The 18,368-nt window shown below is 62.0% G+C and carries 15 protein-coding genes; 8 read left to right on the top strand and 7 right to left on the bottom strand.

The annotated features are described in order from the left end of the window. The first annotated feature begins 131 nt into the window (after positions 1 to 131). From BUQ73_RS10895 to BUQ73_RS10880, 4 genes are all read left to right on the top strand, one after another. Complete coding sequence (locus BUQ73_RS10895; RefSeq protein WP_079227935.1) at positions 132 to 3,113, top strand: T6SS effector BTH_I2691 family protein; 2,982 nt, start codon at positions 132 to 134, stop codon at positions 3,111 to 3,113. 1 nt (position 3,114) lies between these two features. Further along, positions 3,115 to 4,008, top strand: a complete 894-nt coding sequence (locus tag BUQ73_RS10890; protein WP_079227934.1) for a DUF6708 domain-containing protein — start codon at positions 3,115 to 3,117, stop codon at positions 4,006 to 4,008. Between the two features lie 225 nt (positions 4,009 to 4,233). Next, positions 4,234 to 4,521: a hypothetical protein gene (locus tag BUQ73_RS10885; protein WP_079227933.1), complete on the top strand. Its 288-nt coding sequence runs from the start codon at positions 4,234 to 4,236 to the stop codon at positions 4,519 to 4,521. Positions 4,522 to 4,607: 86 nt separating this feature from the next. Further along, entirely contained in the window at positions 4,608 to 5,219 is a 612-nt protein-coding gene (locus tag BUQ73_RS10880) for a Yip1 family protein (RefSeq protein WP_079227932.1), read from the top strand. A gap of 17 nt (positions 5,220 to 5,236) precedes the next feature. Here the strand turns inward: BUQ73_RS10880 and BUQ73_RS10875 are convergent, their stop codons facing one another. The 6 genes from BUQ73_RS10875 to BUQ73_RS10850 all read right to left on the bottom strand — a co-directional run bounded on the left by BUQ73_RS10875 (position 5,237) and on the right by BUQ73_RS10850 (position 10,326). After that, entirely contained in the window at positions 5,237 to 5,497 is a 261-nt protein-coding gene (locus tag BUQ73_RS10875; RefSeq protein ID WP_079227931.1) for a DUF1652 domain-containing protein, read from the bottom strand. Between the two features lie 209 nt (positions 5,498 to 5,706). Then, a complete protein-coding gene (locus BUQ73_RS10870; RefSeq protein WP_079227930.1) occupies positions 5,707 to 6,618 on the bottom strand; it encodes a DNA-3-methyladenine glycosylase family protein in 912 nt (303 codons plus the stop codon). A 139-nt stretch (positions 6,619 to 6,757) separates the two neighbouring features. Then, positions 6,758 to 7,645, bottom strand: coding sequence for a pirin family protein (locus BUQ73_RS10865; RefSeq protein WP_079227929.1), 888 nt, complete (start codon positions 7,643 to 7,645; stop codon positions 6,758 to 6,760). Between the two features lie 107 nt (positions 7,646 to 7,752). Then, a complete protein-coding gene (locus tag BUQ73_RS10860; protein ID WP_079227928.1) occupies positions 7,753 to 8,727 on the bottom strand; it encodes a hypothetical protein in 975 nt (324 codons plus the stop codon). 63 nt (positions 8,728 to 8,790) lie between these two features. Then, complete coding sequence (locus tag BUQ73_RS10855) at positions 8,791 to 9,675, bottom strand: alpha/beta fold hydrolase (protein ID WP_079227927.1); 885 nt, start codon at positions 9,673 to 9,675, stop codon at positions 8,791 to 8,793. 21 nt (positions 9,676 to 9,696) lie between these two features. Continuing rightward, complete coding sequence (locus BUQ73_RS10850; protein ID WP_152031538.1) at positions 9,697 to 10,326, bottom strand: LysE family translocator; 630 nt, start codon at positions 10,324 to 10,326, stop codon at positions 9,697 to 9,699. Between the two features lie 139 nt (positions 10,327 to 10,465). On the opposite strand from BUQ73_RS10850, the gene BUQ73_RS10845 reads away from it, so the two are divergent. Beyond that, entirely contained in the window at positions 10,466 to 10,945 is a 480-nt protein-coding gene (locus BUQ73_RS10845; RefSeq protein WP_079227925.1) for a GNAT family N-acetyltransferase, read from the top strand. A 3-nt stretch (positions 10,946 to 10,948) separates the two neighbouring features. On the opposite strand, the gene BUQ73_RS10840 is transcribed toward BUQ73_RS10845, so the two are convergent. Beyond that, the gene (locus tag BUQ73_RS10840; protein WP_079230530.1) at positions 10,949 to 12,082 is read right to left on the bottom strand and encodes an MFS transporter; all 1,134 of its coding nucleotides are present in this window, start codon (positions 12,080 to 12,082) and stop codon (positions 10,949 to 10,951) included. A gap of 334 nt (positions 12,083 to 12,416) precedes the next feature. Between BUQ73_RS10840 and mexE the strand changes: the two genes are divergently transcribed. The 3 genes from mexE to BUQ73_RS10825 are packed head-to-tail and all read left to right on the top strand — an operon-like array spanning position 12,417 to position 18,265. Next, positions 12,417 to 13,658 (top strand): multidrug efflux RND transporter periplasmic adaptor subunit MexE, encoded by a 1,242-nt coding sequence (mexE, locus tag BUQ73_RS10835; RefSeq protein WP_079227924.1) that lies wholly within the window; start codon positions 12,417 to 12,419, stop codon positions 13,656 to 13,658. 12 nt (positions 13,659 to 13,670) lie between these two features. Beyond that, positions 13,671 to 16,850 (top strand): efflux RND transporter permease subunit, encoded by a 3,180-nt coding sequence (locus tag BUQ73_RS10830; RefSeq protein ID WP_079227923.1) that lies wholly within the window; start codon positions 13,671 to 13,673, stop codon positions 16,848 to 16,850. Continuing rightward, entirely contained in the window at positions 16,847 to 18,265 is a 1,419-nt protein-coding gene (locus tag BUQ73_RS10825) for an efflux transporter outer membrane subunit (protein ID WP_079227922.1), read from the top strand. The genes BUQ73_RS10830 and BUQ73_RS10825 overlap by 4 nt, the downstream gene beginning before the upstream one ends. The last annotated feature ends 103 nt before the right edge of the window (positions 18,266 to 18,368 follow it).

The raw sequence follows: 18,368 nt of genomic DNA, 5'->3' as shown, positions 1-18,368 counted from the left end.
TCCGCGTCGAAGAATCCTACAAAGCGTTGAGAAGCGTCCAACTGCTCCGAGAATTGATTCCTCGATAGTGTTCGGGGTCAGCGTGATTACGCCTGATCGCCGAGCATCAGACCACTACGAGGAATCAGCCGATGAGTGACGCCCCTGTGAGCCGCGCCGCCTCCAGGCCTGCCTGCAGCGCGCGGGTGCCGATCCTGCCGGTGCGTTATGCCATCGTCCCACGAGCAGGCGATGCCCCACCCTGTCGCTATACCGATTCAGGCTTCGCCCTCGAACAGGGTTTCCCCGCGCTGCAGCACTCCGCCTACACCCTGCGCGCCTTGCGCCCTGGTTATGTCTACGTGTTCATGAAAGGCACCCAGGGCGAAAAGCTGGTCATCCACGAGTACGACGGCGAGGGTCAGTACAAGGAACTGCGCTACCAGAGCCTGGAGCACTACCACCGGCGCGACCGCTTCCTGTCCAGTCGGTCGATGGGCTGGGTCTGGGCCGACACCTGTGAAACCCGCGCCAAGGAAGTCTGGATCGCCTACAGCCCGCACCTGTGGACCAACGCCATGACAGCACGCATCACCGGTTCGCTGGCCATGCGCAAGCGGCACATGCGCCCGTTGAACATGGCCGAGCTGATCAATGGCAATCGGGTGCCGTCCACGCAAGCGCATGTGTTGCCGGCCAGCGCCCTGCAGACCTGGGTCGAAGACTTCAAGCCGGACGCTCAACGCATGTCGCTGAGCTGGAGCAGCCAGCCACGCGCCTCGGCGTTGCTCGCGGGCAGCCTTCATGCCGTGGCACGTCACTATCCCTACACCCAACCGAAGATCCCTGCCGTGGTGGTGCTCAGCGATGCCGAAGGCATGGCCCTGGACCTGAGCCTGTCGGTGTCGGCCTACCAGCACCAGATACGTGACCTGATGCCCGCCGAGCAGTTGCCACATACACAACCTGCGCAGGGCAGCGAGCAAGCCGACGTGCCGCTGTGCTACCAGCTGGATGCCGAGCGCCTCAGCCCGCAGAGCCGCGATTTTCACCATCGCAACCTGGTCGCCATGCTGCTGGACAAGACCCTGGAGAGCATGTACCCGGCTGACAACCCTTCCATCGGCACGGCTGCACTGCGGATACGCCCGGATAGCCGGCCAAAGCCGCCGTACGAAGAACGTTTTCGCGTGCTTACCCACCCGGATTATTCCGAGCAGGGTTATCGGCTGGCACAGCGGATCGATACCGCCAGGTACCTGAGTTTTCTGCAGGAGCGTGACGAGCTGGAATACCGCATCACACAACTGCGTGAACGGGCCTTGCAAGCCAGCAACGATCACGACGCCTGGCTGGCCACGGCCGAAGCTGGCCACATCGATGATCCCTACAGCCTGGCGGCCGCGCTGGCCTGCTATGACCGTGACGAGCTTGCCTCCGCTCGTGGGCTGGAAACCTCCCTGGCCCTGCTGATCCATCCCATGGGCCAACCCGTGCCCGGGACCGAAGACCAGGACCTGCGCTTCAAACGCCTGGAGCGCTGGCTGGATCAGCACGACAGCCTGCTGTACGAGGCCCTGGCACCGTTCAATCCGTTCCGCGACAAGGCCGACTCGGTCGGTAGCTTGCTCGGTGGCAGCGACAATGTCATCCAAGGGCTGGTTGGTCGTTTTCCGGCTTATGCCGGCATCACCGACCTCACGGCCCAAACGGTGAGTACCGTGGTGCTCAAGCGCATGCGCGGACAGACCCGTTGGGATGCCAGCAAGAGCCTGCGCCAACTGGTTCAGGCCGCTGGGAGGGAGGCCAACGCCGAGAAGGCGCTGGGGTTGCTGGCCGCGCGGTACAACATCACCGACAAGCTGGTCCTGGAAAACCCCTTCAGCCAGGAAGTGGAACGTTATTTAAAGAGCGGGATGGCGCAAGTTGAAGAAATGAAGCAATTGCACATCACGGGCAGCAGGACGGTGATGTTGGAGATGACCACGACATCACGGGTAAAGCCGACGTTACTCGGGCTGTTGACTTCTACCGCAGGGACAGGCTTGAACACGGGAATGCTTTGGTTCAACGTTTTCGCGCTGAAAGTTGCCTATAACAACCTGCAAAATAATAATGCATCAGAATATGCGACAGGATTTGCAGCCTCGATTTTTGGAGTGATCGGCGCTGCGGCAGCGACCCTGGTAGGGACACGCGCGACACAAAAAGCGATGATGCTCAAACTGAGCCCTACGCCTCCCGGAATGGCATTCGCAAATGGATTCATTAAGTTCCTGAGCAGTAATTCATTTGCTCGAATATCGGGTTACCCAGCCATATTATTGGGTTTCGCCTCAGACGTGCAAAAATACCGAAGACAAAAATCCAATGGTAACGAAGATGCCGGAATTTACACTTTAAAGGGGGGCACCTCTATTGCACTAGGTTCGATATTGACATTAGAGGGCGCCCTTGCCATTGCCGGCCCGACAATGTTCATTCCCTTTGCAGGCTGGGGGGCTGCAGCCGTTGTGCTGGTTGGCGCCGCCTTGATTGTAGGTGGAATGTATTTTCACCACAAAGCTCATGAAGAACTGCATGGGCCGATAGAATTTTGGGCAGTCAGAAGCATTTTCGGCACACAGCAAAATGATGGAGAGTCAAGAGCCGAAGTGCCTTTAGACCATGAGAATAAACTACCCACATTCTTGAACGCAAATGAAGAGATAAAAGCATGGCATGCAGCGTTTTATCTGCCTCTGCTTCTCTCAAAGGATGATACAAAAAAGCTCGATCTAGTTGAAATGGATAGTGGCATTCATAAAACATGGTCCTTGCCTGATTGGAGGGCGACAATTAACGGCGACATGCCTAGCCACACAGCCCGCTGGGAGTTAACTGTACTTCTACCCGGCTTCGCTCTTGGCCATAGCAACTGGAAATCAACTGTGAGAATGCTCGGCAAAAATAACACCACGATCAATGTCGCCATGACTCCAACTTGCCACTTCACTGCAGCGGGACTTGTCTTGAACTACAAGCACATGTGCAACACTCTTACTGAAGTAACGCTGGAAATAAGCTATCGACCCGGAACTGGTCTGGATGGAGAAGCCGAATCCAAGACGAAATTTTTACTAAGGTATTCATAAGATGGCCACGCTATGGATATTCACCCCTGCCAGTGACTCGAAACATCCACCTCGCATCGGAGGTCAGATCACGCAAGTCAACCAGACGGTACTGACATTGAAAAACCCTTGGGTGACCGACTCTGTATTTATGGCCAAACTCTATACAGCCATGACACTGATGCTTGCTATCTTGCTCTATCCGGACATTCTAGATGAAGAGTTTCGCAGGACAGTGCTGACTGATACACACTCAATAATAATATTTTGGTTATGCCCTCTCATCACTTCGCCCTTTTTAATTTATCGAATCTTTTATATCAAAAAATTATCCGCCGTCTATTTCAACCGTTCAACCAAGAAAATCTACTACAAACGCATAGGAAGACTAATCACATTTGACTGGAACAACGTCGGCGGCGGCATCATGCAACGCACTGAATTCGGCGGTTCATCCTTCAGCACCAGCTACGCCCTAGCCTTCGCTCCACGCCGAGCTGACGGCACTCTGCATCAGAAAGACGGCCTCTGGATCGACAGCAACGAACCCACCGAGCCCGAGATGAAATATGTCGCCGAAGTCTGGGAATACCTCCGTCACTTCATGGACCACGGCCCAGACAAACTTCCTCCACCCGGTGAACCCAACTGGTGGCACAAACCCCTGCACGCCATCTGCCTCACCCCAGCAGAAGCCTGGCGCCACTACGCGCCCTGGCGAACCGGCGAACCCGGGGAGATGCAAGGCAAGAAAAACTGGCAACTACCTTTCTGGGCCGTGTTGTTCCCGTACAACCTGACCGTCGCCATCTGCTGGTACATCATCTGCCTCCTTTTCAACGTGCGGGCAGCACCTGCACCACCTGAGGCGTTTGAACAGGTGCCTGTTCAATCAACCAGGCGCAAACGCAAATGACCCAAGCAGCTGATGGCTATATACAAGCTGGTTCACGGTACATAAGGCCGCCCGTAGCCCTTCGTCGGCACACGTCAAAAAAACCATGAAAACCACTGAAACAAGTTGAACATCCAGCTCCGGTAAGCTTCCAAAAGATGATACGTGCCATCCTTTTGCCAGGAGCCTGCCACCTATGCCCATCCAGCCTTACCTGCTGTGCCATCGCCCAGGGGACCAGCGGCCATGAAGATGCCAGGCCGCGCGCCCAACGCTAGCCTGCAGCTGGACTACGTCCGCGACACCCTGTTTGGCCCGGTGGCCCTGAGCGTGGAATGCCAATGCCAGATGGCGGCCCTCAGCCTGCAGGGCCGCCCTGCCCTGCGCCTGCACATCTGCCCGCCACTGCCAGACAAGGTCGAGCGCGCGCACAGCGTGGCATTCGTCTGGGACGGGCAAAGTTATCGTGGGGTGGTTCGCGACCAGGGCAAATGCGGCGATGGCGGCCTGAACCTGCTGCTGGAGCTGCAATAAGCCGATCAACGGCGGCGCAGCGGGCTGAACCTGACGCAAACGGTGGATCTCCATAACTACAAAGGCACTGCCTTCTGGAGAACCCCATGAACAGCCCGTTGCTCAAGCTCTTCACCCACCCCTCCGACGCCTGGATCGAAATCCGCCGCGCCGAGGAAGACCATCCGCAGCAATACCTGCCGCGCCTGTTGGCGCTGGCCCTGATCCCTGCCCTGTGCCTGTTCGTCGGCACCACTACCTTCGGTTGGAGCCTGGCTGCGCAAGAGCGGGTGCAATTAAGCATGGCCAGCGCCGCACAACTGTCCGGGTTGCTGTATGCCACCACCGTGGTCGGGGTGATGCTGATGGGGGTGATGATCCGCTGGATGTCACGCGGTTTCGACGCGCAACCGACGCTCAATCAATGCATCGGCTTCGCCGCCTATTGCGCCACGCCGTGGTTCTTCGCCGGGATCGTCGGCCTGCTGCCGATGCGCTGGTTGGCGCTGCTGGTACTGGTTGGCGCTTCAGCCTACGCCACAATCCTTTTGTACGGCGGCTTGCAGACCTTCCTGCGCCTGCGCAAGGAGCAGGCCATGCTGTTTGCCAGCTGCGTCTGGGGCGTGGGGCTGCTGTTGCTGGTGACCATCCTGGTGGCGATGATCCTGTTCTGGTCCGGTCTGACGCCGGAATACGTGCGCCCGGCCAGCCTCGGCTGACCGGTGCACTTCGGTGCTCAGGCGATGGCCCTGAGTGCCGCCGGGTGGCTGTCTCGCAGGGTGTGCAGTTGGCCGACCAGGTGCACCAGGTCGCGACAACTGTTCAAGCTCTGCAGCGAAACCCCGGAGAGGGTGACGCCCTGCTCCAGGTTTTGCCCCTGACCCAGGCGAATGGTCAGGGTGGTGCCGTCCGGGCAGCTGACTTCGCAGCGATCGGGCAGACAGGCCTGCTCGATGATCTGCCGCATTTCCAGCATCGAAACTCCAATCAACGACATGGTACGACCCTCTCTGTACTGGATGGCCTGTTATGTGTGAGTACGCCTTTGGCAGGCAGGGTGCCAATTGATATTGCGCATGCCCAAGCGGCCGTCCATGCGCCGGGGCAATGATCGTGCAAGAGAATCCTTTAGCACCTTAGTGGAAGAACGATAAGAGGCCTCGCCTGTTCGATCGAATGCGTGCACTTCGCGACAGGCGGTCGGCCTTATTTATCAGCCAATGACGCCCATAGATGCTGCGCGGCATATGCGCGCCAAGGGCGCCAGGCCAAGGCGCGCTCGGCCAGTTGGGCGTCAGGCCCTTCCAGCAGGCGTAACGCCTTGACCAATGCCACATCGCCCAGCGGCAATGCATCAACGGCACCCGCTTGGCGCAGTGCCAGATAGTGGGCACTCCAGGGGCCGATCCCTTTCAGGCGGCAGAGGTTGGCCAGCAGCGGTTCCAGCGCCTGGCCCGTTCGTAGCAAAGTTGGCTGCGCCAGTAACGCTCGCGCCAAAGTACCAAGGGTGGCAGCGCGAGCGCGGGGCATGCCCAGGTTTTCCAGATCGGCGTTGGCAAGTGCATTCGGCGTCGGGAAGACATGTGTCAGGCCAGCGGCCGGCAGACGCAACGGCTGGCCGTGGCGGGCCACCAGGCGTCCGGCCAGGGTCATGGCACCGGCCACGCTGATCTGCTGACCGAGCACCGTGCGCATGGCTTGTTCGCAGGCGTCCCAGCCTTGTGGCACGCGCAGGCCTGGGCGGGCGGCGAGCAGCCTGGCCATCAACGGGTCGCGGGACAGCTCGGCATCAATGCGTGCGGGTTCGGCGTCAAGGTCGAAGAAGCGGCGGATGCGGGAAATCAGCGCGGGGACGAACTGGGCAGGCACGCCGCTGAAGCGGATGAACAGGCGGCCGCCATTGGCCGGCCTGGCTTCGAGCATCGCGTGCTTGCCAGCCACGCTGAAACTGCGGCGATAGGTGCCATCGCGGAAGGTTTCGATACCAGGGATACAACGGGCGGCCAGGAAGGCCAGCGTGGAAGGCCAGTGGTAGGGTGTGGGATAGCGCAGCCACAAGGTGTGCTGGCCAGAAGCGCTGAGAGAACGGTGCACGGCGTGCAAGTGGGACAGAGGCATCGCTGCATCATGCCAAGTTTTGTGTCGCTTGTACCGACGTATTCGCGGGTAAACCCGCTCCCACAGGGAACCCACATTGCTCGACCCTGTGGTCATCCTGTGGGAGCGGGTTTACCCGCGAATAGGCCGGTACAGGCAATCAATGATCGAGGCCAGCCCCCTCGCCCGCCATCTGTCCAAAGCGCCCGGCGTGGAAGTCATCGAACGACTCGGCAATCTCTGCCTGGCTGTTCATCACGAACGGGCCATAGCCAACGATCGGCTCATCGATCGGTTCACCGCTGAGCAGCAGCAGGCTGGAGCCCTCGAGCGCCTCGATGGCCACATCTTCGCCACCGCGCTCCAGCAGCACCAGGCTGGCCGGGCCCGCTTCACGCTCGCCATTGACCCGCACGCTGCCGCGCAGCACCACCAGCGCAGCATTGCGGCCTTCTGCGACTGGCAATTTCAGGCTGGTACCGGCATTCAGGTGCATGTCCCACACGTCCATCGGCGTGAAGGTCCGCGCCGGGCCCGAATGGCCCTGATAGCCACCGGCGATCACCCGCAAACTGCCGGCGCCGCCTTCCAGTTGCACCACGGGGATGTCCGCCGACAACAGCGTCTGGTAACCCGCCGCCGCACGCTTGTCACGCGCCGGCAGGTTGACCCACAGCTGCACCATCTCCAGCGTGCCGCCGCTACGGGCAAACGCCGGGGAATGGAACTCTTCGTGGATGATGCCGTTGGCGGCCGTCATCCACTGCACGTCACCCGGGCCGATCAGGCCGCCGGCGCCCGTAGAGTCGCGGTGCTCCAGCTCGCCTTGGTAGACGATGGTCACGGTCTCGAACCCGCGATGCGGGTGCTGGCCGACGCCGCGACGGTCACTGGTCGAAGTGAAGTCGTAGGGGCCGGCATAGTCCAGCAACAGGAACGGGCTGATTTTGCTCGCCAGATTGTCGTAAGTGAACAGGCTGCGCACAGGGAAGCCATCGCCAACCCAATGGGCGTGAGGGCTACGGTGGATACCCAGGATCTTTTTCATGAGAAGTCTCCTCTCTCGATGGCCATCAACTTACCGATGACCCCAATTCGAGACAAGATGGCAAAATCAGCACTGATCGTCCCACCAATAGAACGGAATGCTCACCACTAGAAAAGCAAGGCATTGTGGATAGGATGTTCGGGATACTGAGCCTGTAGCCATTGTTGCAAGCTGGCGGAAAAGGCTTTGCCGAGTTCTTTGAGCTCTCGGTACAGCGGTTCGCGATAGGCATGTGCCGGCTGAAGACGATCCAGCCGCTGTCGGTTATCGGGCGAAGAAATCATCCTGAGAAAATACGAATATTGTTCAAGTACGAGCGAGGTATGCGGGTTTGACTGACCGAGCAGCGCCAACCGTTGCAACGGCGTGTACCTTGTCAGTTGTCGAATAGTGTGTCGTTTGTCTTCGCCCGGCAACCCGCACGACTGCGCAATCAGCACGATCCCTCCCATGAACAACAGTTTTCGCGAGAAGCGCAGTTTGATGTTGCGCACGCCCCAGGCCTTGCCCTCGACGATTTTCTCTTCAAAGTTGCTCATCAATGTACGGTGGTAACGCACCAGATCGTTGAGCATGAAGCGTGCAAGGCCCCGTCCCTGTTTGTCAGGTACATACTCGCTCAATATGGTTTGCTGGGTCTGCCCGTAACAGGCATCACCAAACAACGAGCAGCTTTCCAGCAGCAATAGCATGCGCCGCGTAAGCGTTTCGCTGCATTCACGCTTGCCACCTATGTTCTCGCTCAGACGCGAGCGATCTACCAGAGCGGCATCGCTGAACTTTTCTTTATCACTCTCTCCAGGCAGGCTCAGTGCCCGCATCTTCTCAGTGGCAAGCTGCAGTACCTGAGCGAGCACCGACTTGCTCAGGCCGTGCTCATGCAGGATAAAGAAGTCCATATCCGAAGCACATGAAACTTCATATCGTCCATAGGAACCCACCGCTACGATCGATAACTCGCTCGGCTGCACCAGGGGGGCAATTTTGCGATCAAACGATTGGCGCAGAAGCGCAACCGCCTGGCTGGAGTAATTGAAGCGCTCTTTCAAATAGGGGTGACCGTCAAAGCCATCGAAGTCCATGGTGGGCTGCCCGCAAAAGATTCAGCTTAAGTGCCAGGGCCGCCGCAGTGCTTGCTGGAAAAGCTATCCAGCCAACCGCTCCATCAAGTACGCCTTTACCTCGTGGGCACAACGCACTGGATCTTCTTGCATGAAGCAGTGCCCGCCGGGAACCTGAAGGGCGCTCACCTCAGGGTTGAGCCTGGCCAGGCGCTGCACCGAGTGCGGCACGAAGGGGTAGGTCTGTTCGCCATAAAGCACCAGCGTGGGCACCTGGATGGAAGCCAGCTGCGCCCACATGCGCGACGGGAATGAGCTGAAAATCTCGACTTCGCGGCTGGGCCGGCACTTGAGCACCACACCCTCACCGCAATCGCCGATCGCGTGCTCGACATAGGCCTGCAGCGCCGCGTCGCTCCAGCCTTTGAATATACCTCGCCCCTGCAGCGATGCCCGCGCCGACTCGCGGTCCGGCCAATGGCTGCGCCGGCTGGCGGCCTTGCGCGCCAAAGCATGCCGGCGGTGCAAGCCAACCAGCGCAGCGGCGCCCATCACGCCGATCATGCGCCGGCTGAACAGCACAGGGTCGAGCAAAACGGCCCGGGCAAACAAGCCCGGCTGGCTGGCCAGCATCAAACCGGTCAGCACGCCGCCGAAACTGTGCCCCACTGCGTACCGGGGAACCTCGCCATATTCCCCACGGCCGGCATCGAAGGCTTCCACCGCGAGCGCAGCGGTACGGTTCCAGCCGCGGAAATCACCGCCATGGTCGCTGTCGCCATGGCCCTGCACATCGCTGAGCCACACATCGAAATGTTCACTGAGGCTCATCAGCAACGGCTGGTAGACCAGGCAGCAGAAGCCGTTGCCGTGCAGAAAGTGCAGCAGCGGCTTGCCGCTGGCTGGCGAGCGCCAGCCACGCAAGGTAAAGCCTTCGGAGGTCTCGAAGGACCAGGGGATCAGCTGCATCGGTTTACTGGACTCGACGGTTCATGAAAACGCCGATTCTACAAACAGCAACGGGTAAAGTGAAATCACCAGCAACACGGCCATCAGGACATTGAACAGCATCAACCAGCGCGGGTTCTGCAGCAGGTTGCGCAGCGCGCTGCCGAACATCACCCATACCCCGACGCTGGGCAAGTTGACCAAAGCGAACAGCGCGGCAATGACCACCACGTTGGTTACATAGCCCTGGGCCGGGGTGTAGGTGGTGATCGCCCCCACCGCCATCACCCAGGCCTTGGGGTTGACCCACTGGAATGCCGCAGCGCCCCAGAACCCCAGCGGCTTGCGTGCGCCTGGCGAGTCAGCGCCAAGCGGCCCTGAGGTGGCGATCTTCCAGGCCAGGTACAGCAAGTAGGCCGCACCGGTATAGCGCAGCACGCTGTACAGCACCGGCCATGCCTTGAACACCTCACCAAGGCCCAGGCCCACCGCCAGCACCATGACCATGAAACCGACGCTGATACCCATGGCATGCGGGATCGAACGGCGCACACCGAAGTTCACGCCTGAGGCCAGCAGCATGGTGTTGTTAGGCCCCGGTGTGATCGAGGAAACGAAGGCAAACAGCATGAAGGCGGTGAGCAGGTCGGCAGAGGCAAGCATGGCAGGCATTCCAGAATCGTTGCAGGTGCTGTCACACTAACGGAGTCGCCCTGCCCTGCGACCGGTACAGTTACCTTAAATTATGCAGATACACATCACTGTACCGCTCACCAGAGAACCCTCCAACCAAGAACATGGAAGCCCCTGCATGAGCCTGACCATCCGCCCCGCCGTTCGCAGTGATGCTGCGCAGATTCTTGCCTATATCACCGAGCTGGCCGAGTACGAGCGCGCCCGTCATGAGGTGGTTGCCACCGTTGCCGACATCGAGCATAGCCTGTTCGATGAAGGTAGCACCGTGCACAGCCTGATCTGCGAACGCGACGGCAAGGCCATCGGCTTCGCCGTGTATTTCTACAGCTACTCGACCTGGCAGGGCCGCAATGGCATCTATCTGGAAGACCTGTACATCACCCCCGAGCAGCGCGGTGGGGGTGCGGGCCGGGATGTGTTGCGGCACATCGCTCGCGAGGCAGTGGCCAAAGGCTGCGGGCGCTTCGAGTGGAGCGTACTGGACTGGAACGAGCCTGCGATCAGCTTCTACAAATCGCTGGGGGCCGAGCCACAGGATGAGTGGGTGCGCTACCGGCTCGATGGCGACAAGCTGTTGGCGTTTGCCCAGGGCTGACCCTCAAACCGCACCGGCGCTGGCCCGCACCCGGTGCATCACCGCCACCACCAGCAGTACATTGGTCAGCGCCAGCAGGCACAGGGTCAGCAACACTCCCATCGAGCCAAAGTGCTCGAACAGAAAGCCACCCACCACCGGCGTCAGCGCCTGCCCGATCAGCGATGGCCGCGACATGCGCCCCATCAGCAACACATACTGCGCTGGCGGCATCATTGCCAGTGGCAGCAAGCCGCGCACGATCGCCCGCAGGCCATTGCCGCAGCCAAACACCAGCAAGCCCACCGCCGTGGCCGCTGGCACCAGCGTTACCATCAGCAACCCCACCAGCACCAGGCTGACCCAGGCCAGCGCGGTCCAGATCGGGTGGCGCTTGCCCGCCAGAATCTGCAGCACCCGCGATGCCACCTGGCTGGGGCCGAGCATCGCTGCCAGGCCGATGGCCACCGGCAGCGAATGCCCCAACCCCTGCAGCACAGCCACCAGCTGCACGGCGATGGCGGTCATGATGATTGCACCGATGGCGAACATGCTGGTCAGCAGCAGGTAAAGCGGGCGGTCCACACCGACTGCCTCGCCTTGTGCCTGCGCCTTGGCCGGCAGCTCGACCCGGCCGCCCGCAGGCAGCACCCGCCAATACAACGGCGCGACCACCACGAACAGCACCAGTGCATAGCACACGCACGTTGCCCGCCAGCCAATGTGTTCGATGGCCAGGGCCACGGTTGGCCAGGACAGGGTCGAGGCGAAGCCGGCAATCAGGGTAATGCCGGTGATGGCCTTGCCCGCACCTTCGCCATACAACCCGCCGAGGGTGGCGAACAGCGCTTCATACAAGCCCATGGCCATGCCAATGCCGATCACTGCCCAGGCCAGCAGGAACAGCCCGAGGTTGTGGCTGGCGGCCATGATCAGCAACCCCACCGCCACCACCGCGCCGCTGGCGGCCATTTGCGGACGGCCGCCATAGCGTGCCACCAGTCGGCTGGACCAGGGGGCGAACAGCGCCGAGACCATCAGGCTCAGGGACAGCGCGCCGTAGACCCACTGGCTGGGCCAGCCGGTATCGCGGCTGATCGGGTCGGCCATCACCGCCATGAGGAAGAACGAGCCGCCCCAGACCAGGATTTGCAGCACGCCGAGGAGGACGATACCGAGGGGGCCAGGGAGGCGGTGGTAGGTGTGCAAGGCGGGGCCTATTTCAGTTGCTGTGCGGAGGTGTCTGCACTGGCCCCTTCGCGGGCAAGCCCGCTCCCACAGGTACTGCACAGGCCTTGAGAACGGGCTTGCCTACCAAGAGGCCGGCACTGCAGTTAGAGAGCTTACCCGCAAGCCCCGTCACATGCCCGCCATCGATGATTGATCCCGACATATCATTGCGCGTGATAATAACCTTCGCTCCGTTCGATTCGTGCGCCACGCGCAAGACACTCACACTCCGCCCACTACTAATACATTGGCGGAGTTCTCCATGGATCACTCACTCAAACCCTTGCGCTTCCCACTCGCTGCCCTGGCAGTGGTGGTGCTCAGCGCTTGTGGCCGCACCCCCGACGCCGTGCAGGCTCCCGCCGCGCCCAAGGTCAGCGTCGCCAAGGTCATCGAGCAGCCGATCAACGAATGGGACGAGTTCACCGGCCGCCTTGAAGCGCCGGAAACCGTCGAAGTGCGCCCACGGGTCTCGGGCCAGATCGACCTGGTCGGCTTCACCGAAGGTGCCCAAGTCAAGAAAGGCGACCTGCTGTTCCAGATCGACCCGCGCCCGTTCCAGGCTGAAGTCCGCCGCCTCGAAGCACAGCTGCAACAGGCCAAGGCCACCGCCATCCGCAGTGCCAACGAAGCCCGCCGTGGCGAGCGCCTGCGCGACAGCAATGCCATCTCCGCCGAGCTTGCCGAATCGCGCAGCAGCGCCGCCGCCGAAGCCCGCGCCGGGGTCGATGCGATCCAGGCCCAGCTCGACCTGGCCCGCCTGAACCTCAGCTTCACCCGCGTCACCGCGCCGATCAGCGGCCGCGTCAGCCGCGCCGAATTCACCGCCGGCAACATCGTCACTGCCGATGTGACGCCGCTGACCAGCGTGGTTTCCACCGACAAGGTGTACGCCTACTTCGACGCCGACGAGCGTGTGTACCTCAAGTACAACCAGTTGGCACGCGATGGCCAGCGTGGTCAGAGCACCCCGGTGTACCTGGGCCTGACCAGCGAAACCGGTAACCCGCACCTGGGCCAGATGAACTTTGTCGACAACCAGGTCAACCCCCGCACCGGCACCATCCGTGGCCGCGCCGTGTTCGACAACCGTGACGGCCAGTTCACCCCAGGCCTGTATGCCCGCCTGAAGCTGGTCGGCAGCGCCCAGTACGACGCTGTGCTGATCAACGACGAAGCGGTCGGTACCGACCTTGGCAAGAAGTTCGTGCTGGTCATGGACAAGGACAACAAGGCCGCCTACCGCGCCGTGGAACTGGGGCCGAAGCTCGAAGGCCTGCGCATCGTCCGTAGCGGCCTTGCCAAGGACGATCGCATCGTGGTCAAGGGCCTGCAGCGCGTGCGCCCTGGCTCGCCAGTGACCCCGGAAGAAACACCAATGGCCAGCGAGCAGACTCTTGCCGCCCTCGCCCAGCAGCGCCAGGCCCTCGAGGCCAGCAACCAGGCGCAGAAGGTAGCGGGCTCCACCGAAAAAGTCGCCAGCGCCCAGGCGCCACGCGGTTAAGGGACCACACCGATGAACTTTTCGAAATTCTTCATTACCCGGCCCATCTTCGCCGCGGTGCTGTCGCTGGTGCTGCTGATTGCGGGCTCGATCTCGCTGTTCCAGCTGCCGATCAGCGAATACCCCGAAGTGGTACCACCGACCGTGGTGGTGCGCGCCAACTTCCCCGGTGCCAACCCCAAGGTGATCGGTGAGACCGTCGCCGCGCCACTGGAACAGGCCATCACCGGTGTCGAGAACATGCTGTACATGTCCTCGCAGTCCACTGCCGATGGCAAGCTGACCCTGACCATCACCTTCGCCCTGGGCACGGACCTTGACAATGCCCAGGTGCAGGTGCAGAACCGCGTCACCCGTACCCAGCCCAAGCTGCCGGAAGAAGTGACGCGGATCGGTATCACCGTCGACAAGGCGTCGCCCGACCTGACCATGGTCGTGCACCTGACCTCGCCGGACAACCGCTACGACATGCTCTACCTGTCCAACTACGCCATCCTCAACATCAAGGATGAACTGGCGCGCCTGGGCGGCGTCGGCGACGTGCAGCTGTTCGGCATGGGCGACTACTCGCTGCGCGTGTGGCTCGACCCGAACAAGACAGCTTCGCGCAACCTGACCGCCAGCGACGTGGTGGCCGCCATCCGCGAGCAGAACCGCCAGGTCGCCGCCGGCCAGCTGGGCGCCCCGCCCGCCCCCGGTTCGACCAGCTTCCAGCTGTCGATCAACACCCAGGGCCGCCTGGTCAACGAGGAAGAGTTCGAGAACATCATCATCCGCGCAGGTGCCGATGGTGAAATCACCCGCCTGAAGGACATCGCCCGGGTCGAGCTCGGTTCCAGCCAGTACGCCCTGCGCTCGCTGCTGAACAACCAGCCGGCGGTGGCCATCCCGATCTTCCAGCGCCCGGGCTCCAACGCCATCGAGATCTCCGACGAAGTGCGGGCGAAGATGGCCGAGCTGAAGAAGGACTTCCCGGAAGGCATGGACTACAGCATCGTCTATGACCCGACCGTGTTCGTCCGTGGCTCCATCGAAGCCGTGGTGCATACGCTGTTCGAAGCCCTGGTGCTGGTCGTGCTGGTGGTCATTCTGTTCCTGCAGACCTGGCGCGCCTCGATCATCCCGCTGCTGGCCGTACCCGTTTCGCTGATCGGTACCTTCGCGGTGATGCACTTGTTCGGCTTCTCGCTCAACGCCTTGTCACTGTTCGGCCTGGTGTTGGCCATTGGTATCGTGGTGGACGACGCCATCGTCGTGGTGGAGAACGTCGAGCGCAACATCGGGCTGGGCCTGAAACCGCTGGAAGCCACGCAGAAGGCCATGAGTGAAGTGACCGGGCCGATCATCGCCACGGCGCTGGTGCTGTGCGCGGTGTTCGTGCCTGCCGCGTTCATTTCCGGCCTTACCGGGCAGTTCTACAAGCAGTTTGCGCTGACCATCGCCATTTCCACCGTGATCTCGGCATTCAACTCGCTGACCCTGTCGCCAGCACTGGCTGCCGTGCTGCTCAAAGACCACCATGCGCCCAAAGACCGTTTCTCGCGGTTCCTGGAGCGCCTGCTGGGCAGCTGGCTGTTTGCCCCGTTCAACCGCTTCTTCGACCGGGCCAGCCACAGCTACGTGGGCGGCGTGCGCCGGGTTATCCGCTCCAGCGGCATCGCCCTGTTCATCTATGCCGGGCTGATGGGCCTGACCTACCTGGGCTTCTCCAGCACCCCGACCGGTTTCGTCCCGGCGCAGGACAAACAGTACCTGGTGGCCTTCGCCCAACTGCCTGACGCCGCCAGCCTCGACCGCACCGAGGCGGTGATCAAGCGCATGAGTGAAATCGCCCTGGAGCAACCGGGCGTTGCCGATTCGGTGGCCTTCCCGGGCCTGTCGATCAACGGGTTCACCAACAGCCCGAACAGCGGCATCGTGTTCACCCCGCTCAAACCGTTCGACGAGCGCAAGGACCCGAGCCAGTCGGCCGCGGCCATCGCCGCCGCACTGAACGCCAAGTTCGCTGACATCCAGGACGCGTACATCGCGATCTTCCCGCCACCGCCCGTGCAAGGCCTTGGCACCATCGGCGGCTTCCGCCTGCAGATCGAAGACCGCGGCAACCTGGGCTACGAAGCGCTGTACAAAGAGACCCAGAACATCATCGCCAAGAGCCACAACGTGCCAGAGCTAGCGGGCTTGTTCACCAGCTACCAGGTCAACGTGCCGCAGGTCGATGCCGCCATCGACCGGGAAAAGGCCAAGACCCACGGCGTGGCGATCACCGACATCTTCGACACCCTGCAGGTCTACCTGGGCTCGCTGTACACCAACGACTTCAACCGCTTTGGCCGCACCTACCAGGTCAACGTCCAGGCCGAGCAGCAGTTCCGCCTCGATGCCGAACAGATCGGCCAGCTGAAGGTGCGCAACAACCTCGGCGAGATGATCCCGCTGGCGACCTTCCTCAAGGTCAGCGACACCTCTGGCCCTGACCGGGTAATGCACTACAACGGCTTTATCACCGCCGAGATCAACGGCGCTGCAGCCCCAGGTTACAGCTCCGGCCAGGCCGAGGCGGCAATCGAGAAACTGCTCAAGGAAGAGCTGCCCAACGGCATGACCTTCGAGTGGACCGACCTCACCTATCAGCAGATCCTCTCGGGCAATACCGCGCTGTTCGTGTTCCCGCTGTGCGTGCTGCTGGCGTTCCTGGTGCTGGCCGCCCAGTACGAAAGCTGGAGCCTGCCGCTGGCGGTGATCCTGATCGTGCCGATGACCCTGCTGTCGGCCATCACCGGGGTGATCGTGTCCGGTGGCGACAACAACATCTTCACCCAGATCGGCCTGATCGTGCTGGTGGGCCTGGCGTGCAAGAACGCGATCCTGATCGTCGAGTTTGCCAAGGATGAACAGGCCAAGGGCCTGGACCCGCTGGCTGCGGTGCTGGAAGCCTGCCGCCTGCGTCTGCGGCCGATCCTGATGACCTCGATCGCCTTCATCATGGGTGTGGTACCGCTGGTGTTCAGCTCCGGTGCCGGCTCGGAAATGCGCCATGCCATGGGTGTGGCGGTGTTCTCGGGGATGATTGGCGTGACTGTGTTCGGCCTGTTCCTGACCCCGGTGTTCTTCTTCCTGATCCGCCGCTTCGTCGAGCGTCGCCAGGCCCGCAAGGCCGAGCACGCGCACGTGCTGGAGAACCACGCATGAACCTGCTCAAACCACTGACCCCGAGCCTGCTGGCGCTGGCCCTGGCGGCCTGCGCGGTAGGCCCGGACTACAAGACCCCAGACACCGAACCCGCGCATTTCGACAGCACTTATGTACAGGCCAAAGCCTTCGACCGCAGCCGCTTCGAAAGCGTGTGGTGGAAGCAGTTCGACGACCCGGTGCTGAACCAGCTGGTGCAGGCATCGCTGGACGGCAACCGCGACCTGCGCGTGGCGTTCGCCCGGCTCAAGTCGGCTCGGGCGATCCGCGATGACGCCGCCAACGACCAGTTCCCGGTGGTCACCAGCCGCGCCAGCAGCGAGATCGGCAAGGGCCAGGTACCCGGCCAGACCACCCAGCGGGTCAACCAGGAACGTTACGACCTGGGCCTGGACATGGCCTGGGAGCTTGACCTGTTCGGCCGCATCCAGCGCCAGATCGAGGCCAGCGAAGCCCAGGAAGCGGCGGCCCAGGCCGACCTGCAACAGCTGCAGGTCAGCCTGATCGCCGAACTGGTCGACGCCTATGGCCAGCTACGTGGTGCGCAGCTGCGCGAAAACATCGCCGTGGCCAACCTCAAGACCCAGCAGGAATCACGCAACATCACCGTGACCCTGCGCGACGCCGGGGTCGGCAACGAACTCGACGTGGTGCGCGCCGATGCCCGCCTGGCGGGTGTCGAAGCCACCGTGCCGCAACTGCAGGCCGAACAGGCCAGGGCGCGCCACCGCATCGCCACCCTGCTTGGCCAGCGCCCGGATGCGCTGAGCGTAGACCTGTCGCCCAAGGCCTTGCCGGCCATCGCCAAGGCCTTGCCGGTGGGTGACCCGGGCGAGCTGCTACGCCGCCGCCCGGATATCCGCAGCGCCGAGCGCCAGCTGGCCGCAGCCACCGCCAATGTCGGTGTGGCCACTGCCGACCTGTTCCCACGGGTGAGCCTCAGCGGCTTCCTCGGCTTTACCGCCGCCCGTGGCTCGCAGATCGGATCCTCCGCAGCCAATGCCTGGGCACTGGGCCCAAGCATCACCTGGGCCGCCTTCGACCTGGGCAGCGTGCGGGCCCGCCTGCGCGGCGCCAAGGCTGACGCCGAAGGCGCCCTGGCCAACTATGAACAGCAGGTGCTGCTGGCCTTGGAAGAATCGGCCAACGCCTTCAGCGATTACGACAAGACCCAGCAGCGGCTGTTGTCGCTGATGCGCCAGAGTGACGCCAGCCGCAAGGCCGCCGACTTGGCCTCGGTGCGTTACCGCGAGGGCACGGTGGATTACCTGGTGCTGCTCGATGCCGAACGCGAACGCCTGAGCGCTGAAGACGCCCAGGCCCAGGGCGAGGTGGAGCTGTATCGCGGCATCGTCTCGATCTACAAGGCCCTCGGTGGCGGTTGGCAGCCGGAGACCGTCGCCAGCGCACGCTGACCCGCCCCGTTTCAACGACTCCTTTGGTTGGTTCCTCCCCCAACCGTTTGCCCCGCTGGCCTTGGTCTGCGGGGCTTTTTTATTGCCCCTGGGTGCCCATGCG

This window comes from Pseudomonas putida, assembly GCF_002025705.1.
Lineage (GTDB): Bacteria > Pseudomonadota > Gammaproteobacteria > Pseudomonadales > Pseudomonadaceae > Aquipseudomonas > Aquipseudomonas putida_J.
This window is presented reverse-complemented; position numbering and strand designations above follow the sequence as displayed.

Bases quoted from the DNA above. Each gene is read 5' to 3' on its own strand.
- BUQ73_RS10895 (WP_079227935.1), top strand. From the start codon at position 132: ATGAGTGACGCCCCTGTGAGCCGCGCCGCCTCCAGGCCTGCCTGCAGC.
- BUQ73_RS10890 (WP_079227934.1), top strand. From the start codon at position 3,115: ATGGCCACGCTATGGATATTCACCCCTGCCAGTGACTCGAAACATCCA.
- BUQ73_RS10885 (WP_079227933.1), top strand. From the start codon at position 4,234: ATGAAGATGCCAGGCCGCGCGCCCAACGCTAGCCTGCAGCTGGACTAC.
- BUQ73_RS10880 (WP_079227932.1), top strand. From the start codon at position 4,608: ATGAACAGCCCGTTGCTCAAGCTCTTCACCCACCCCTCCGACGCCTGG.
- BUQ73_RS10875 (WP_079227931.1), bottom strand. From the start codon at position 5,497: ATGTCGTTGATTGGAGTTTCGATGCTGGAAATGCGGCAGATCATCGAG.
- BUQ73_RS10870 (WP_079227930.1), bottom strand. From the start codon at position 6,618: ATGCCTCTGTCCCACTTGCACGCCGTGCACCGTTCTCTCAGCGCTTCT.
- BUQ73_RS10865 (WP_079227929.1), bottom strand. From the start codon at position 7,645: ATGAAAAAGATCCTGGGTATCCACCGTAGCCCTCACGCCCATTGGGTT.
- BUQ73_RS10860 (WP_079227928.1), bottom strand. From the start codon at position 8,727: ATGGACTTCGATGGCTTTGACGGTCACCCCTATTTGAAAGAGCGCTTC.
- BUQ73_RS10855 (WP_079227927.1), bottom strand. From the start codon at position 9,675: ATGCAGCTGATCCCCTGGTCCTTCGAGACCTCCGAAGGCTTTACCTTG.
- BUQ73_RS10850 (WP_152031538.1), bottom strand. From the start codon at position 10,326: ATGCCTGCCATGCTTGCCTCTGCCGACCTGCTCACCGCCTTCATGCTG.
- BUQ73_RS10845 (WP_079227925.1), top strand. From the start codon at position 10,466: ATGAGCCTGACCATCCGCCCCGCCGTTCGCAGTGATGCTGCGCAGATT.
- mexE (WP_079227924.1), top strand. From the start codon at position 12,417: ATGGATCACTCACTCAAACCCTTGCGCTTCCCACTCGCTGCCCTGGCA.
- BUQ73_RS10830 (WP_079227923.1), top strand. From the start codon at position 13,671: ATGAACTTTTCGAAATTCTTCATTACCCGGCCCATCTTCGCCGCGGTG.
- BUQ73_RS10825 (WP_079227922.1), top strand. From the start codon at position 16,847: ATGAACCTGCTCAAACCACTGACCCCGAGCCTGCTGGCGCTGGCCCTG.